Here is a 15,463-nt window from a genome sequence, read left to right as displayed (position 1 = left end):
CGGGCGTGGTCGGACACCCGGCGCCGCCGCCGGATCGGCGCACCGACACGATGAGCTGATGATGGACACGACGCCCGGGTCGGACCCGTACCTCGAGCACCGGCGGCTGCTGTTCGCCACCGCCTACCAGCTGCTGGGCAGCGTCGCCGACGCCGAGGACGTGCTGCAGGACGCCTGGCTGGCGTGGAACGCCGCCGACCGCGCCGAGGTGCGCCGGCCGAGGGCGTACCTGGTGCGGATGGTGACCAACCTGTCGCTGAACCGGCTCACCTGCGCGCGGGCAACGCGTGAGACCTACGTCGGCCCCTGGCTGCCGGAGCCGCTGCTGACCTCGCCCGACGCCGCGGAGGAGAGCGAGTTGGCCGACACCGTCTCCACCGCGTTCATGGTGGTGCTGGAGACCCTCAGCCCGCTCGAACGCGCGGTGTTCCTGCTGCGGGAGAGCTTCGGCTACTCCCACGCCGAGATCGCCGGCATCCTGGAGCGGCCCGAGCCGACGATCCGGCAGATCGCGCATCGCGCCCGCGAGCACGTGCAGGCTCGCCGGCCACGCTTCGACAGCGACCGGGCCCAGCGCGAGCTGGTCACCGAGCGGTTCATCGCGGCCTGCTCGGGCGGCGACCTGAACGCGGTGATGGAGCTGCTGGCGCCGGAGGTGACCGCCTGGTCCGACGGGGGCGGCAAGGTCACGGCCGCGCGCCGTCCCCTGCACGGGCCCGACCATGTCGGCCGGTGGATGCTCGGGGTGCTGGCCAAGCCGCAGGTCAGCGGTGCGGCGTTGCGACCAGCCATGATCAACGGGGAGCTGGGTGTGCTGGTCGCCCTCGGCGACCTCCCGGTCGGCGCTTTGACCTTCGACCTGGTCGAGGGCCGGATCCGTAACCTGCGGCTGCAGGTCAACCCGGACAAGCTCGGGGGCCTGCGCCGCCCTTGAGGCGTGCCATGACGATGGTCCGTTCTCTGGTGTTGTTCGCCCTGGCCGCGCTCGCCGAGATCGGCGGGGCATGGCTGATCTGGCAAGGCGTGCGCGAGCAGCGCGGCCTGGCCTGGATCGGTGCCGGCGTGATCGCGCTGGGCCTGTACGGGTTCGTCGCCACGCTGCAGCCGGATGCGAACTTCGGCCGCATCCTGGCCGCCTACGGCGGCGTCTTCGTCGCCGGATCACTGGCCTGGGGCATGGTCGTGGACGGGTTCCGGCCCGACCGCTGGGACGTCATCGGCGCGCTGGTCTGCCTGGCCGGCGTACTGGTGATCATGTACGCGCCGCGCGGCTGAGCCGGGGGCTTGGCCTCCCCCTGCACCGTGGGGTCGTCCATCGTCAGCGTGCTGGAGACGACGTACTGGCGCAGGTGGGAGTACGGGCTGGTGGTAGGGACGTCCAGCGCCGGCTCGTAGGTGCCGCCGAGGTCACGATCGCCCGCGGCCGGCAGGGCGTGCAGGACGAAACCCGCTACGCCGAGCTCATGCACGAACTGGTGGATCGGGTCCCGCGACGGCCGGCCGCATCAGCACGGCCGCGAGGAGAAGCACGGCCGCGACACAGATGACCAGGACCGAGTACTTGGCGATCTCAGCCTCGCGTGGATCATCAGCGAACCGCTCGTGCTGCCATGCCGACGCACGGACCCGCCATGAGCGTAACCCCTTTCGCCCTCATGTCGCGGACGGAGCCGCCGATCGGCCGGTACGGCGGGCCGACGCCCAACGTGAGCCAGGCGGGCGGCGGATAAGATCCACGGTGTGAAGTGATGACCCGGCACATCGATCCACCTGACGCCGTCCGAGCCCCGCTCCGGCGTCCAGCCGGTGTGCCCGCACCGTCCGTCACTCACTTCGCACGATGGGACTCTCATGGCTGACGACACGTTCCTCGACCATGTCGCTGATCGACTCGCGGCACTGCCCACGGTGTGCGCCGTCTCTCTCGGCGGCTCGCGCGCTCAAGGCACTCACACCTCCGACAGCGACTGGGACCTGGCCGTGTACTACCGCGGCGGCTTCGACCCGGCGGACCTGCGGGCCGTCGGCTGGAGCGGCGAGGTCTCCGAGATCGGAGGCTGGGGCGGCGGTGTCTTCAACGGCGGAGGCTGGTTCACGATCGACGACCGGCGTGTCGACGTGCACTACCGCGACCTCGACGCCGTCGAACATGAGCTCGCCGAGGCTCGGCGGGGCCGCTTCCGCTGGGAACCGCTGATGTTCCACCTCGCGGGCGTCCCCAGCTACATCGTGGTCGCCGAACTCGCGCTCAACCAGGTGCTGCGCGGCACTCTGCCGTGCCCCGAGTACCCGGAGCCGCTACGCCGGGCCGCTCCGCCGGTGTGGCGGGACCGGGCGACCATGACGCTCCAGTACGCCAAGGACGCCTACGTCCGGCGTGGCCAGGCCGCCGAGGTCGCGGGTGCGTTGGCCACCGTCGCCATGCAGACGGCACACGCGGTGCTGGCGGCCCGCGGTGAATGGGTCACCAACGAGAAGCGGCTCCTGCGGCGGGCGGGCCTGCGCGGCGTCGACGCGATCGTGGCCGGGCTCCGGCCCGAGCCCGAGGCCCTGGCGCAGATGGTCGCGCAGGCGGAGGCGTTGTTCGACGCCGCCGTCTGAGTGATGCACCGGTGACGACGAACCGTAGACATAAGTGATTTATATAAATTGATGATACAGTTTGTGCCGGCGTACGCGTGCAGCCACGGGGAAGGAACGGAGGGGCCGTGGACAGCGAGCTGACCCCGCCGAGCCCCCCGCCGGACGCGAGGAGCGGGCCGCGAGCCCGCGCCGCCGACGTGAGCGTCACCGACCTGACCTTGGCGCTGGAGGAGTTCACCCGGATGTTCATCCGGCTGCCGTCGGTGCAGCGGCTGAGCTTCACGACGCTGTCGGTGCTGCACACGCTGGCCGGACGCGGGCCGCGGCGGCTGACCGCGCTGGCCGCCGGCGAGCAGGTCACGCAGCCGGCCATGACCCAGATGGTGACCAAGCTGCAGCGCGACGGCCTGGTGGAGCGCCGGGCCGACCCGTCCGACAGCCGCGCCGTCCTGGTGCACATCACCGCGGCCGGCGCGGCCGTCGTCCAGGGGCGCCGGGCCGACCGCGTCGCGCACCTCGCCGAACTCGCCGCCCGGCTCACGCCGGGGGAGTGGGCCGCGATCGCGGCGGCCCTGCCGGCCCTCAGGCGCCTGGTGGACGCCGACCGGCGCAAGCAACAGCAGAAAGGACCGTGATGACGCCGCTGCGACCGACCCCCATCCACGTGCCCGACGAGGTGCTGGCCGACCTGCGGCGGCGCCTGGAGCTGACCCGCTGGCCCGACGACGCGGGCAACGACGACGGCTCCTACGGCGTCCCGCGCGCCTACCTGCGCCGGCTCGTCGAGTACTGGCTCGACGGCTACGACTGGCGCCGGGCCGAGGCCGCGATCAACGCCTACGAGCACTACCACGTCGAGGTCGACGGCGTGCCGGTGCACTTCATGCGCAGGCCCGGGGTGGGGCCCGACCCGACACCGCTGATCCTCACGCACGGCTGGCCCTGGACGTTCTGGCACTGGTCGAAGGTGGTCGACCCGCTGGCCGACCCTGGCTCCCACGGCGGCGACCCGGCCGAGGCGTTCGAGGTGATCGTCCCCTCCTTCCCCGGCTTCGGCTTCTCCAGCCCGCTGCCCGACCACCCGGACATGAACTTCTGGAAGGTCGCCGACCTGTGGCACACCCTCATGACCGAGGTGCTCGGCCACGAGAAGTACGGGGCGGCGGGCTGCGACGTGGGCGCCCTGGTCACCGGGCAGCTCGGCCACAAGTACGCCGGCGAGCTGCACGCCATCCACATCGGTTCCGGGCAGAAGCTCACCTTCTTCAACGGCGAGCGGGCCTGGGACTTCGCCGGCGGCCGGCCCATCCCCGAGGGCCTGCCCGCCGACGTCCACGCCCGCGTCCTCGCGCTGGACAAGCGCTTCGCCGTCCACCTGGCCGCGCACATGCTCGCCCCGAGCACCCTGGCCTACGGCCTGACCGACTCGCCCGCCGGGATGCTCGCCTGGATCCTGGAACGCTGGATGAGCTGGAGCGACAACGGCGGCGACGTCGAGACCGTCTTCACCAAGGACGACCTGCTCACCCACGCCATGATCTTCTGGGTGACCAACTCGATCGGCACCTCGATCCGCACCTATGCCAACAACAACCGCTACCCCTGGACCCCGTCCCACCCTCGCCGGCCCGCCGTCGAGACGCCCACCGGCATCACCTTCGTCGGCTACGAGAACCCGCCCGGCGTCACGACCGACCAGCGCGTCGAGCACTTCCTCGGCAGCGACCGCGCCGCCTGGTACAACCTGGTCAACCTCGCCGCCCACGACCGCGGCGGCCACTTCATCCCGTGGGAGATCCCCGAGGCGTGGGTGGACGACCTGCGGCGGACCTTCCGCGGCCGGCGCTGACCCCGCCCCGGCCGAGCTGCACGAGGAGGTGTACGCGTACATGGAGCGGGACTCGCCCGCCTACCAGGCCATCGTACGGATGCGCGCCGATCACATCCCCGGTGTCGTGCTCCTGGTCGACGGGGTCGAGCCGGGGCACGACTCGGCGGCGGCGATGGCGGCCCGGATGCGCGCGGCGGCCCAGGCCGCGCGCACCCGCTGACCTCCGCTGACCTCCGCTGACCACTCCTGCGGATCAGTACTGCCAGACGGCGCCGCGGCGGTGCCGCGCGGGCGCGACGTCGAGCGCGTCGGCCGCCTCGACCGCCGGACGGCCGCCGGTGGTGGCGTTGACCGTCCGGCGGATCGCCTCCAGCGTGAGACGCAGCCGGGCGCGGGCCCGGCCCTCCTCGACACCGGCCGCCCACGACACCCACCGGTCCCGGGAGCCGGCCCGGGCCCGGGAGCGGACGTCCACCCTGCGGCGCACGGCCGCGGGGCGCGGCCGGCGCCCGTCCCGCCGCGCCTCCCGGAGGCAGGCGGCGCTGTAACGCAGATCGACGACCGTCACCGTACGCCAGGGGGTCCCCTTCAGACCGGCCCCGCCGGGAATCGGACGACGGATGTGATGGGCGGTTCGCGACATTCGGCTCTCCTCGCGGCACCGCCAGGTATCTCCTGGCGTGCCTACGTGAAGCCGGCCGGTCCTGGTGATCGTTCTCGGGTCATGGGCGGACCTTAGCAGGGGCGGCGGTGCCGCCGTCCACCTCCTGGAACAGGGCCGCCGCCCGCGCGGCGGTGTCCTTGGCGCGGTGTCCGGTGCTGAGCAGGGCCAGGGCCACGATGCCGGCGCCGAGCCCGAGCGTCATCCACCACACCCCCTGCTCGGCGCCGGTGTACGCCGTCGCGCCGCCGGCCAGGGACGTGCCCACGATCGTCCCGGCGATCGCGACGCCCAGGGTGGTGCCGGTCTGCCGGCCCGCCGAGGCCAGCGAGGCGGCCACCCCGGCCATCGAACGCGGCATCGCGGAGACCGCCGTGTCGGTGATCGGCGGGTTCACGGTGCCCAGGAAGACGCCGAACAGCAGGTACGTCGCCAGCACGGCCGGCAGCGCGCCGGCCGGTCCCACCCACAGCGACGCGCCGCCGCCCAGCGCCAGCGCGGCGCCGGAGACCACCAGCGGCAGCCTGGGGCCGCGCGCGCCCACCCACCGGCCGGTACGCGGGGAGAGCGCCACCACCAGCAGCCCGACCGGCAGCAGGCACAGCCCGGCGCCCAGCGCCGACATGCCGCGGACGTCCTGCAGGTACTGGGTGGTCACGAACAGGAACGCGCTGAACCCGCACAGGGCGAACACCGCCATCACGATCGCCGCGCTGAACGGCACGCTTCGGAACAGGCGCAGCTCCAGCAGCGGGTCGGCGCGGCGCGGTTCGTAGGCGAGCACGCCCAGCACGCCGAGCGCGGCCACGGCGAGCAGACCGAGGATGACCGGGGACGTCCAGCCCAGCGACCTCGACTCGATGATCGCGTAGACGACGCCGCCGAGGACCATGACCACCAGGATCTGGCCCACCGGGTCGAACCGGCGCGCGCGGGCGGCGCGGGAGTCCGGCACGAACAGCGCGGCGCACACGATCGCGACGGCCACGACCGGCACGTTGACCCAGAAGACCGAGCGCCAGCCGAAGGCGTCGACCAGCGCGCCGCCGAGGATGGGCCCCAGCGCCAGCGACAGGCCGGACACCGAGCCGAACACGCCGATGGCCCTGGCCCGTTCGGCCGCGACGGTGAAGGTGTTGGCGATGATCGCCATCGCGACCGGGTTGAGCATCGTCCCGCCGGCGGCCTGCAGCGAGCGGGCCGCGATGAGCCAGCCGATGCTCGGCGCCAGTCCGCACAGCAGCGAACCGGCCCCGAAGGCGGCCAGGCCCGCCTGGAAGACGCGGCGGCGGCCGACCCGGTCGGCGGTGGAGCCGGCCAGCACCAGGAACGCGGCCAGCACCAGGGTGTAGGCGTCCACCGTCCATTGCAGGTCCGGGATCGAGGCGTGCAGGTCGCGGCGGATCGCCGGGAGCGCGACGTTGACGATGGAGATGTCCATCACCACGACGGCGATGGCGGCGCAGCAGATCGCGAGCACCAGGAACCGCCGGCGGCCGGCGAGCTCGCCGGCCGCGGGTGTGGGCAGCGGAGAAGAACTCATGACCACCGACGCTAGGATTTAGAGCGTGCTCGAAGTCAATGCGCGGCCCGCATCCGGATCCGCCGCTCGCGGCGCCCCAGAGGCGCACGGCCTCGACGGCGCCGGGCAGGAGGGGCTGAGCATCGCCGAGGCCGCCCGCCGCACCGGGGTCAGCGTGCACACCCTGCGCTACTACGAACGCGCCGGCCTGGTCGTCACGCCCGTCGACCGCACCGCCGGCGGCCGGCGCCGCTACCGGCAGCTCGACCTCGACTGGATCACCGTCTGCACGAGGCTGCGGGCCACCGGCATGCCGATCAAGGCCATCCGCCGTTACGCCGAGCTGGTGGCGGCCGGGCGCGGCAACGAGCAGCAGCGGCTCGCCCTGCTGGAGGAGCACCGCGCCGACGTGACCGCCAGGCTCGCCGAGCTCCAGGAGAACCTCACGCTCATCGACCACAAGATCGGCGTCTACCGGGGCCGGCTCGCCGCGGGCGACGCCGACCGGCTCTGGGCGCCCCGCCCCCCTGACGGCACCCGCTGAGCGACGCCCGGCCGACACCTGGCTGAGCGACGCCCGCTGCCGGTCCGGGCGTGGGGCGGTCAGGGGCCGGTGACCTGGCTGCGTTCGATGAGGCCGAGCACGGCGTCCCTGCTCTCGCCGAAGACGGCGACCGTGGCGCCGGCGGCCGCCGCGACGGCCTCCTCGCCGGGGGCGACGGCCGGTTCGAGCAGGCGGGCCACGGTGTCGGCGAGGACCGCGCCCGGGTCGTCGACGCCGAGCGGCGCGGTGGCCGGGTCGGACATGGCGGTGCCGAACCCGGTGAGCACGGCGTGCATGGCGTAGGACTGCTCGGACAGGGGCCGGTCGTGGCGGATGAGGCCGTTGCGGCGCAGGATCGGCATGACGGCGTCGCACAGGGCGCTCGGCCTGACGCGGGCGAACAGGTCGAGGTCGGCGGCCTGCTGCGTGAGCACCCGCATCAGGTCGGTGTCGCCGTACTTCAGCCGGGACGCCAGGGGCAGCCGCAGGCCCGTGCTGACCAGCATCGGCGCCAGGCGGCGCGGCAGCACCGTCGCCGGGTCGGCGCCGATGCGGGCGATGATCTCGTCGAGGAAGGTCAGCAGCTCGCGCGCGAACAGGCCGAGGATGAGGTCCTCCTTGGCCGCCCAGTACAGGTAGACGGTGCCCTTGCCGACACCGGCCGCGTGGGCGATCTCGCTGACCGTGACCTTGCGGACGCCGTGGTCGAGCACCAGCCGGCGCGCGCTGTCCAGGATGCGGGCGGCTTTGCGCGATTGGTGCTCGATCAGCTGGCTCACCGGTGTCGTCCTCTTGTCGCGCGGGCTGTGTCTCGTGGCCCGCTCTGGTGGCTCGGTCTCGTGGCTAGGTCTCGTGGCGTGACGGCGCCTCACACGGCGGCGACGTCGAGGTCCTTGTTCGTGAAGTCGGGGCCTCTCATTATCTTGCCCATGGCCTGCCCGACGATCGGGACCCTCATCAGGCGCAGCATCGTGGCGCGCGCGACCTGCTCCTTGCGGTCGGCGGGCGTGAACAGCCGGCGCATGAACAGCGCGCTGTCCTGCTCGGTGTGGATGAACGGTCGCATCCGCGCCTCCCACGCGCGCAGCGCCCGGGGCAGGTCGCCGGGGTGGCGTCGCAGCATGGTGCCCAGCAGCTCGGCCCCGGCGATGCCGCTGGAGGCGCCCATGCCCGCGTACAGGGTGACGCACCAGGCGGCGTCGCCGACCAGCACGACCCGGCCGCGATGCCAGCGCGGCATCCTGACCTGGTGCACCGAGTCGAACAGGTGGTCCGGGGCCTGTTCGAACCGGGTGAACAGGGTCTCCAGCAGGGGCCCGGCGGGCCGTGGGCCGAAGGCGGCGCGGATGGAGTCGATCGCGGGGCGGGCGAACTCGGCGTCGATGTCGCCGGTGCGGTAGGAGAACAGCAGGCTGGGCGCGTGGTCGGCGAAGGGGAAGGTCCACGCCGAGCGGCCGGGTTCGGCCAGGATGAGGCCCTCGAACAGGCCGAAGCCCTCGATGGGCTCCTCCAGCGCGGTGGCGCCGATCATGTAGTTCAGCGGGTGCAGGTGGTCCTGGGGGCCGAAGGCCAGGGCGCGTACCGTCGAGCGCATCCCGTCCGCGCCGACCACCAGGTCGAAGCGTTCGGTGACGACGGCGCCCGAGGCGGTGTCGTGCAGGGTGACCTCGGCGGCGGAGTCGTCCTGGCTGATGCGGACCGGGACGGTGGAGTAGCGGATCTCCACATCGTCCGGCAACGCGGCGAACAGGGCCCGTTCCACGTCGCCGCGCAGGAGTTGCCGGGGCGGGGCGGCCAGGTTCGGCAGGTCGGCCGGACTCATGCCGGGGGTGCGGCGCCCGGCCCGGTTCACCTCGTGGACGGTCAGCCGCGGGTCGCCGCGGTCGCCGATCGCGTCCAGCACGCCGAGCCGTCGCGCGGAGGCGACGCCGGCCCCGAACAGCAGGATGAAGTAGCCGTCCGGGCGGCGGGCGGCGGCCCGCTCCACCAGCACCGGCTCCCAGCCGACCTGCCGCAGGCGCAGCGCGGTGGCGATGCCCGCGATGCCCAGTCCCACCACCAGTGCGCGTCCCTGCCGGGCTGTGTCCGTCATGGTGCTCCCTTTCCGTGAGGTCAGCCGCCACCCTAGCCGACGAACTGACCAAAGTGGTCCTGTTGGTCAGTTCGTCGGTTAGACTCCGGGACATGGGTGAGTCGCTGAGGGTGGTCGTGACGGGCGGTAACCGCGGCATCGGGCGGGCGGTGGCGGCCGAGGCCGTCCGGCGGGGGCATCGGGTGACGATCCTGGCCCGGCGGCCGGACGAGGGGTCGGCCGCGGCGCGCGAGATCGGGGCGCGGCTCGTCGTCGGAGACCTGTCGTGCGTCCGCACGGCGTGGCACGCCGCCGGGGAGATCGCCGCCACGGTCCCCGCCATCGACGTGCTCGTCCACAACGCGGCGCTGTGGCCCAGCCGCCGTGTGCTCAACGAGGACGGCTTCGAGCAGGCGTTCTTCACCAACCATCTCGCGCCGTTCCTGCTCAACCACCTGCTGGAGGACCGGCTGCGCCGGGTCGTGCAGGTCAGCGCGGGCCTGTACGTGACGGGAAAGGTCGATCCCGCGCGGACCCCGACGGGCGAGGACTTCCATCCCGTGAAGACCTACGCCACCACCAAGCTGGCCAACCTGCTGATGCTCCCGCTGTTCGCCGAGCGGTGGCGGGAAGCCGGGGTGACGATCGACGCGGTGCACCCCGGCGTCCTGCGGACCGGGCTCGGTGACCGCGGCGGAGCCCTCGGGCTGGTCCTGAAGCTGGTCAAGCGGACGTGGAAGCCCGCCGAGCACGCGGCCCCGCCCGTGGCGGACCTGCTGGCGGCGCGGGGGACGGGCCGGTACTTCGAGGAGTCGGAGCAGGTCCCGTTGCGGCCGCCGGCCCTCGACGCCACCCTCGCGCGCCGGCTGTGGAACGACGCCGCCCAGGCCCTCGACGTCGCCTGAGGCTTCACGGCGCGGGGACGCGGGGGGCGACGGCGTAGACTTCGGCCGGTGAACCTCCTCTTCCGCCAGGTGGGACCCACACCATGAGGCCGGTGGACCTGGCGCGCGAGCACGGCCTGTCCACCCAGGCAATCAGGAACTACGAGGACGCCGGCATCCTGCCGGCCGCCGAACGCACCGTCCACGGCTACCGCACCTACACGCCGGTGCACGCGCAGGCCCTGCGCGCGTTCCTCGCCCTGGTGGCCGGGCACGGTCACCAGACGGCGACGTCGATCATGCAGGCGGTCAACCGGGACGCCACCGAGGACGCGCTGCGGCTCATCGACGAGAGCCACGCCCAGCTCCTCGACGACCGCCGCACGCTGCAGGCCGTCGAAGCCGCGCTGCGCGACCTGGCGCCCGTGCCGCAGGAACGCGGCGACACCTTCATCGGCCCGCTGGCCAGGAGGCTCGGCATCCGCCCGGCCACGCTGCGCAAGTGGGAGCGCGCCGGGCTGGTGCGTCCGCGCCGCGATCCGCAGACGGGCTACCGGGTCTACGACGCGGCCGACGTGCGCGACGTCCGGCTGGCCCATCAGCTCAGGCGCGGCGGCTACCTGCTGGAGCAGATCGCTCCGCTGATCGGCCAGGTCCGCTCGGCCGGAGGGGTCGCGCCGCTGGAGTCGACGCTGCGCGAGTGGGGCGAGCGGCTCTCGGCCAGGGGCCGCGCCATGCTCGCCGGCGCCGCCGCCCTGGACGCCTACCTCGGCTGCCGCCCGGCCCCGCGCCCGCGGACGGAGTGATCGTGAGCCGTCACGTGTCCCGGCCGTGCCCGCGGGCGTAGTGATCGTGACCCGTCACGCGTCGTGGCCGTGCCCGCGGCCGGCTTCGGGCGCCGAGCCGCGCCAGGCCGAGGGCGTGCGTCCGCGGGCGCGCCGGAAGGCGACGCTGAACGCGAACGGGTCCTGGTAGCCGACCCGGCGGGCCACGACGGCGACGCTGTGCCGGGTGTCGCGCAGCAGGTCGGCGGCGAGGGTCATGCGCCAGTCGGTGAGGTAGCCCAGCGGCGGCCGGCCGACCAGGGCGGCGAAGCGCTGGGCGAACGCGGCGCGGGACATGCCGACCTCGGCGGCCAGCGAGGCGACCGTCCACCGGTGGGCGGGGTCCTCGTGCAGCAGGCGCAGCGCCTCGCCGATCGCCGGGTCGCCCAGCGCCCGGTACCAGGCGGGCGGCGTCGCCTCCGGCCTGGTGCACCAGGCGCGCAACGCGATCACGAGGACCAGGTCCAGGAGCCGGGCCAGGACCGCGTCCTGGCCCGGCTCGTCGCGGGCGGCCTCGGCGGACAGCAGGTCGAGGGCCGTGCGGGTACGCGGCCCGGCGGGCACGACGGCCAGCGGGGGAAGCAGGTCCAGCAGGCGGGCGGCCACCTCGCCGTGCAGCTCGTACGCGCCACGGAGCATGACGGTGACCCCCGGCAGGCCGCCGGTCCCCGGCAGGCCGCCGGGCCCCGGCAAGCCGCCGGGCCCCGTCGCGTCGGGTCCCACCACGCCCGGCCCCGTCACGCCCGGCCCCGTCACGCCCGGCCCCGTCACGTCGGCCACCGTCGCGTCGGTCTCGGTGATGGCGGTGCCGTACGTGCGGGGCGCCGGCATCGGGTGGGCCGGCGCCGGAGCCCCGGTGGGGAGGTACTTGCGCCCGTCCCGGATCACGAACTCGGGTGCGGTCGCCGCGTCGTCGGCGATCGTGTACCCGCCGGGCGCGGTGACCAGGGCGATGTCACCCGCGGCCAGGCGCGTGGGAGCGCCTCCGGCGACCCGGATCCAGGCATGGCCGCCGAGCGTGGCCGCGACCGTGAGCGGCGGCGCGTCGGCGTACGCCATCCCCCACGGTGGCCGCCGGATCAGCCGCCTGACCAGGGCGTTCTGCGCGCGGGCCCGGTGCAGGAGATCCGTCAGCACGTCCACCCGCCCAGCGTAGACGATCACAAAGGCATCGCGGACTTCCTCCCATGGATCGTCTCGGGCTCGTGCGGTTGGCTGGACGGCATGACGAGATCCATCGCAGTGTTCGGAACAGGTCCGGGTGTCGGCCAGGCCGTCGCCCGCCGCTACGGCAAGGAGGGGTACGAGGTCGTCCTGGTCGCCCGCCGCCGGGAGCCGTTGGACGCGCTCGCCCGGGAGCTGACGGACGGCGGCGTCACCACGCACGTGGTGGCCGCCGACCTCGCCCGGACCGGCGACGTCCCGGCGCTCGCCGAGCGGATCCGCGCGAGTGTCGGCGACCCCACGGCCTTCTACTACGGCCCGGTGCCCGGGGGCCAGATGTTCGTGCCCGCCGTCGACCTCACGCCCGAGCTGCTCCAGGAACGCGTGCCGATCACGTTGGACACGCTCCTGGCCCTGGTCCGGGAGTTCCTGCCCGCCATGGTCGAGCGGGGCGACGGCGCCGTCCTCACCGCCCAGGGGGCCGCCGCCGTCCGGGGCCGGCCGAACATGAGCGGCTGGCCCACCCTCCTGGCCGCGCAGCGCAACTACCTGCAGTCGCTCGCGGCCGAGGTCGCCGGCAAGGGCGTCCACGTGGGCGCGCTCTACATCGGCGCCCGTATCGCCGGCACCCCCTTCGAGGCCGACTACGAGCGTCGCCGGGCCCAGGGCGAACCCGTGCCGGACATGCCCGCCGCCGACCCCGCCGAGCTGGCCGGCATCCTGTGGGACATGCACACCAGGCGGGACCGCCACGAGGCCGTCGTCCCCGCGGGACTGCTGGACGGATGACCCCGGCTCAGCCGACCTGACGCGCCGATCGGGGACGGCCCCCGATCGGCGCGGCGCGGGCGGCGGGCGGCGGCCTCAGCCCAGATGGCGGGCGAAGAACCGGAAGGCGTCGTCGTTCTCGAAGGCGGGCACGTCCCCGTGCTTGCCGGGGTTGGCGTGCAGCGTCTTCTCGCCCGAGGCCAGGGCGTCGAACAGCGCCAGGGCGTCCTCGCGCGGCACCCGCTCGTCGTCCCACTGCACCAGGAACCGCACGGGCACGGTGACGGCGGAGGCGGCCTCGGCGGAGGCCAGCGACGTCCCGCTCAGCCCCAGCACCGCCGCGCGGATCCGCGGCTCGGCCGCGACCAGCGGGATGCCGAGCGCGCAGCCCAGCGACATGCCCCAGTACCCGACGGGGCCGAGCTCCCCGAGCGCGTCCAGGACCGAGCGCCATTCCGGGACGGTCTGGCCGGCCAGCAGCGTGTGGAGCTCGGCCAGCAGCGGGAGCGGGTCGCCGGCGCCGGCCATCCGGGCCCGCAGCTCGGTGATGATCCGGTCGTGTTCGGCGCTCTTGGGGCGGCCGCCGTGGGCGGGGGCGTCGATGGCCGCCGCCGCGAACCCGTACTCGGCCGCCAGCCTGACGGCGCGGGCCACCACACTGGGGGCCTGCTTGTGCTGTCCGCCGCCGTGGCCGATGAGGATCAGGGCGCGGGGTTCGGCGGCGTCCGGCGTCCACAGCACGCCGGGGACCTCGCCGAGGGTGAAGGATCGTTCGGTGACGCCGTCGGCCGACGTCCGGGTGGTGAAGCGCATCTGCGTTGCAAGCCTTTCGGGATGCCTTGCGCGGGCGCTCCCTAGGCCATGCGAGAGAGGGAGCCCCGACCTGTCACAGCGTTGATCGGTCTCACCTCCTGCGGTCCGATGTCGTGCACGGCGCCGCCGACGCTACCACAACGGGCTCCGCCCACGTCCGGCACGGGGTTCCGGCCACGGGGGAGCGCACGACCGCGGACCTGCGGCGCGTCGTCAGCCCAGGTCGAGGCGGGCGAGCTCGGTGCGGGTGGTGACGCCGAGCTTGGGGAAGGCGCGGTAGAGGTGGTGACTGACGGTCTTGGGGCTGAGGAACAGCTGGGCGGCGATCTCCCGGTTGGTGACGCCCGTGGCGGCCAGGCGCACCACCTGCAGTTCCTGCGGGGAGAGCGAGGAGGCCAGGTCGGGGGCGGATCGCGTCACGGTCTCACCCGCCGCGCGCAGCTCGGCGCGCGCCCGCTCGGCCCAGGGGGCGGCGCCGGCGCGTTCGAAGGTCTCCAGCGCCGCGCGCAGCCGGGTCCGCGACTCGCTCTTGCGGCGGGCGCGGCGCAGCCACTCGCCGTGGAGCAGGTCGGTGCGGGCCCGTTCGAACGGCCGGTTCGCCTCCGCGTGCGCTCGCGCGGCCCGCTCCCAGTGCAGCTCCGCCGCCTCGTCGTCGTGGGCGAGCAGGGCCCGGCAGCGGTGCAGGACGGCCTGCGCCCACGGGTGGCCGGCCGCCGTCGCCCAGGACTCGAAACGGGCGAGCGGCTGCTCGGCGCGGGCGGGCAGGCCCAGCCGTACGGCGGCCTCGATCTGGTCGGGCGCGAAGTAGTAGGGCATGATCTGGTGCCGCAGCGGCCCGCGGGCGGCGGCCTCGAACCGTTCCAGCGCGACCTCGAAACGGCCCTGCCCCAGATCCAGCAGGCCGAGCGCCCACTCGGCCCAGCCGACGATCGTCGCCACCGGATGGGTGCCGACGTGCGCGATCGTCCGTTCGGCCAGCTCGCGGCAGTCCTGTTCGCGACCCTCGACGGCGGCCACCATGGCCATGACGCTCTCGAAGTGCGCGATGCGGTGCGTCTGGCCGATGTCGCCGGCCAGCCGGCGGCCCTCGGCCGCGGTCGTGACGGCGTCGCGGAAACGCCCGAGGTACAGCTGGTGGATCGCCAGCACCGCCTGGCCGAGCGGCAGCAGCCCGATGAGGCCGTGGGCGCGGCATTCCTCGATCACCGAGTGGGCGATGGCCAGCCCGTTGTCGAAGTCGCCGGAGATCCCGGCCAGGGAGCAGATGCTGATCCTCAGGGCGGCCAGGCCGGAGGGGATGGCCGCGGCCACGGCGATGAGCTCGCGGAACGGCGGCAGCGCCCGTTCCAGGTCACCGGCCAGGAAGTCGGCCATCGCGCGGGCCGCCCGGACGAACCCGTCGAGCCCGTCCTGCGGCGTCAGCGGCAGGGCCGCCAGCCGGGCCGCGGATTCGGCGACGGCCGCCGGGTCGCTGACGTACCACGCGTTGCGCACCGCGTCGAGCAGGAGGAGCGCCGCGCCCCTGCGGTCCGGCTCCGCGATGGAGGCGGCGCTGTCGAGCAGGATGCGGTGGGCGTCGTGGACCGCGCCGCGGTCGAACGCGATCCTGCCGCGCAACCCGGCCAGCCGGGCGACGGTCAGCGGGTCGCCGCCGATCCGCCGCGCCTGCTCGGCCAGGACCTGGGCGTGCTCCAGGTCGCCGGCGTCGGCGGCGGCCTCGGCCGCCAGGGCCAGCCGCCGGGCGCGGTCGGCCAGGCCGGGGGTGAGCCGGGCCGCCCGCTCCAGGGCCGCGGCGGCC

17 protein-coding genes are annotated in these 15,463 nt (G+C 74.1%); 10 read left to right on the top strand and 7 right to left on the bottom strand.

The annotated features are described in order from the left end of the window. The first annotated feature begins 58 nt into the window (after positions 1-58). The 6 genes from HT134_RS43710 to HT134_RS43685 all read left to right on the top strand — a co-directional run bounded on the left by HT134_RS43710 (position 59) and on the right by HT134_RS43685 (position 4,634). Positions 59-934: an RNA polymerase sigma-70 factor gene (locus HT134_RS43710; protein ID WP_175606398.1), complete on the top strand. Its 876-nt coding sequence runs from the start codon at positions 59-61 to the stop codon at positions 932-934. Between the two features lie 8 nt (positions 935-942). Then, positions 943-1,275: a YnfA family protein gene (locus tag HT134_RS43705; protein WP_175606397.1), complete on the top strand. Its 333-nt coding sequence runs from the start codon at positions 943-945 to the stop codon at positions 1,273-1,275. 576 nt (positions 1,276-1,851) lie between these two features. Continuing rightward, the gene (locus HT134_RS43700) at positions 1,852-2,601 is read left to right on the top strand and encodes a nucleotidyltransferase domain-containing protein (protein ID WP_175606396.1); all 750 of its coding nucleotides are present in this window, start codon (positions 1,852-1,854) and stop codon (positions 2,599-2,601) included. Between the two features lie 107 nt (positions 2,602-2,708). Further along, a complete protein-coding gene (locus HT134_RS43695) occupies positions 2,709-3,218 on the top strand; it encodes a MarR family winged helix-turn-helix transcriptional regulator (RefSeq protein WP_312888904.1) in 510 nt (169 codons plus the stop codon). Beyond that, a complete protein-coding gene (locus HT134_RS43690; protein ID WP_175606395.1) occupies positions 3,218-4,432 on the top strand; it encodes an epoxide hydrolase family protein in 1,215 nt (404 codons plus the stop codon). Before HT134_RS43695 ends, HT134_RS43690 begins: the two co-directional genes overlap by 1 nt. Positions 4,433-4,472: 40 nt before the next feature. Continuing rightward, positions 4,473-4,634, top strand: coding sequence for a DUF1330 domain-containing protein (locus HT134_RS43685; protein ID WP_217709099.1), 162 nt, complete (start codon positions 4,473-4,475; stop codon positions 4,632-4,634). A gap of 33 nt (positions 4,635-4,667) precedes the next feature. Here the strand turns inward: HT134_RS43685 and HT134_RS43680 are convergent, their stop codons facing one another. Both HT134_RS43680 and HT134_RS43675 read right to left on the bottom strand, forming a co-directional pair. Further along, positions 4,668-4,982 (bottom strand): hypothetical protein, encoded by a 315-nt coding sequence (locus HT134_RS43680; RefSeq protein ID WP_175606394.1) that lies wholly within the window; start codon positions 4,980-4,982, stop codon positions 4,668-4,670. 154 nt (positions 4,983-5,136) lie between these two features. Then, entirely contained in the window at positions 5,137-6,618 is a 1,482-nt protein-coding gene (locus HT134_RS43675) for an MFS transporter (RefSeq protein ID WP_175606393.1), read from the bottom strand. 25 nt (positions 6,619-6,643) lie between these two features. On the opposite strand from HT134_RS43675, the gene HT134_RS43670 reads away from it, so the two are divergent. Next, positions 6,644-7,141 carry a MerR family transcriptional regulator gene (locus HT134_RS43670; protein WP_175606392.1) on the top strand — a complete coding sequence of 166 codons (498 nt, stop codon included), beginning with the start codon at positions 6,644-6,646 and terminating at the stop codon, positions 7,139-7,141. Between the two features lie 59 nt (positions 7,142-7,200). On the opposite strand, the gene HT134_RS43665 is transcribed toward HT134_RS43670, so the two are convergent. Together HT134_RS43665 and HT134_RS43660 are read right to left on the bottom strand one after the other, a co-directional pair. Then, positions 7,201-7,920: a TetR/AcrR family transcriptional regulator gene (locus tag HT134_RS43665; protein ID WP_175606391.1), complete on the bottom strand. Its 720-nt coding sequence runs from the start codon at positions 7,918-7,920 to the stop codon at positions 7,201-7,203. A gap of 89 nt (positions 7,921-8,009) precedes the next feature. Next, positions 8,010-9,233 carry an FAD-dependent monooxygenase gene (locus HT134_RS43660; protein WP_175606390.1) on the bottom strand — a complete coding sequence of 408 codons (1,224 nt, stop codon included), beginning with the start codon at positions 9,231-9,233 and terminating at the stop codon, positions 8,010-8,012. Positions 9,234-9,325: 92 nt separating this feature from the next. On the opposite strand from HT134_RS43660, the gene HT134_RS43655 reads away from it, so the two are divergent. Next, complete coding sequence (locus HT134_RS43655) at positions 9,326-10,117, top strand: SDR family NAD(P)-dependent oxidoreductase (protein ID WP_175606389.1); 792 nt, start codon at positions 9,326-9,328, stop codon at positions 10,115-10,117. A gap of 83 nt (positions 10,118-10,200) precedes the next feature. Further along, complete coding sequence (locus HT134_RS43650) at positions 10,201-10,902, top strand: TioE family transcriptional regulator (protein WP_175606388.1); 702 nt, start codon at positions 10,201-10,203, stop codon at positions 10,900-10,902. A 54-nt stretch (positions 10,903-10,956) separates the two neighbouring features. Here the strand turns inward: HT134_RS43650 and HT134_RS43645 are convergent, their stop codons facing one another. Further along, a complete protein-coding gene (locus tag HT134_RS43645; RefSeq protein WP_175606387.1) occupies positions 10,957-12,063 on the bottom strand; it encodes an AraC family transcriptional regulator in 1,107 nt (368 codons plus the stop codon). Between the two features lie 81 nt (positions 12,064-12,144). Here HT134_RS43645 and HT134_RS43640 point away from each other — a divergent pair, with 81 nt between their 5' ends. After that, positions 12,145-12,873, top strand: a complete 729-nt coding sequence (locus tag HT134_RS43640) for an SDR family NAD(P)-dependent oxidoreductase (protein ID WP_175606386.1) — start codon at positions 12,145-12,147, stop codon at positions 12,871-12,873. 75 nt (positions 12,874-12,948) lie between these two features. Here HT134_RS43640 and HT134_RS43635 read toward each other — a convergent pair whose 3' ends face one another. Together HT134_RS43635 and HT134_RS43630 are read right to left on the bottom strand one after the other, a co-directional pair. Next, positions 12,949-13,665 carry a dienelactone hydrolase family protein gene (locus tag HT134_RS43635; RefSeq protein WP_175606385.1) on the bottom strand — a complete coding sequence of 239 codons (717 nt, stop codon included), beginning with the start codon at positions 13,663-13,665 and terminating at the stop codon, positions 12,949-12,951. 213 nt (positions 13,666-13,878) lie between these two features. Next, positions 13,879-15,463: LuxR family transcriptional regulator (locus tag HT134_RS43630; RefSeq protein ID WP_217709098.1), on the bottom strand; the 1,585-nt coding region annotated here is incomplete at its 5' end.

This window comes from Nonomuraea rhodomycinica (genome assembly GCF_013363995.1).
Lineage (GTDB): Bacteria > Actinomycetota > Actinomycetes > Streptosporangiales > Streptosporangiaceae > Nonomuraea > Nonomuraea rhodomycinica.
The sequence above is the reverse complement of the archived record's forward strand: the minus strand, read 5'-3'. Positions and strand labels throughout refer to the sequence as shown.

Excerpts from the sequence above, each read along its gene's own strand:
- HT134_RS43660 (WP_175606390.1), bottom strand. The coding sequence starts at position 9,233 with ATGACGGACACAGCCCGGCAGGGACGCGCACTGGTGGTGGGACTGGGC.
- HT134_RS43635 (WP_175606385.1), bottom strand. The coding sequence starts at position 13,665 with ATGCGCTTCACCACCCGGACGTCGGCCGACGGCGTCACCGAACGATCC.
- HT134_RS43655 (WP_175606389.1), top strand. The coding sequence starts at position 9,326 with ATGGGTGAGTCGCTGAGGGTGGTCGTGACGGGCGGTAACCGCGGCATC.
- HT134_RS43710 (WP_175606398.1), top strand. The coding sequence starts at position 59 with ATGATGGACACGACGCCCGGGTCGGACCCGTACCTCGAGCACCGGCGG.
- HT134_RS43650 (WP_175606388.1), top strand. The coding sequence starts at position 10,201 with ATGAGGCCGGTGGACCTGGCGCGCGAGCACGGCCTGTCCACCCAGGCA.
- HT134_RS43700 (WP_175606396.1), top strand. The coding sequence starts at position 1,852 with ATGGCTGACGACACGTTCCTCGACCATGTCGCTGATCGACTCGCGGCA.
- HT134_RS43685 (WP_217709099.1), top strand. The coding sequence starts at position 4,473 with ATGGAGCGGGACTCGCCCGCCTACCAGGCCATCGTACGGATGCGCGCC.
- HT134_RS43675 (WP_175606393.1), bottom strand. The coding sequence starts at position 6,618 with ATGAGTTCTTCTCCGCTGCCCACACCCGCGGCCGGCGAGCTCGCCGGC.
- HT134_RS43690 (WP_175606395.1), top strand. The coding sequence starts at position 3,218 with ATGACGCCGCTGCGACCGACCCCCATCCACGTGCCCGACGAGGTGCTG.
- HT134_RS43640 (WP_175606386.1), top strand. The coding sequence starts at position 12,145 with ATGACGAGATCCATCGCAGTGTTCGGAACAGGTCCGGGTGTCGGCCAG.
- HT134_RS43705 (WP_175606397.1), top strand. The coding sequence starts at position 943 with ATGACGATGGTCCGTTCTCTGGTGTTGTTCGCCCTGGCCGCGCTCGCC.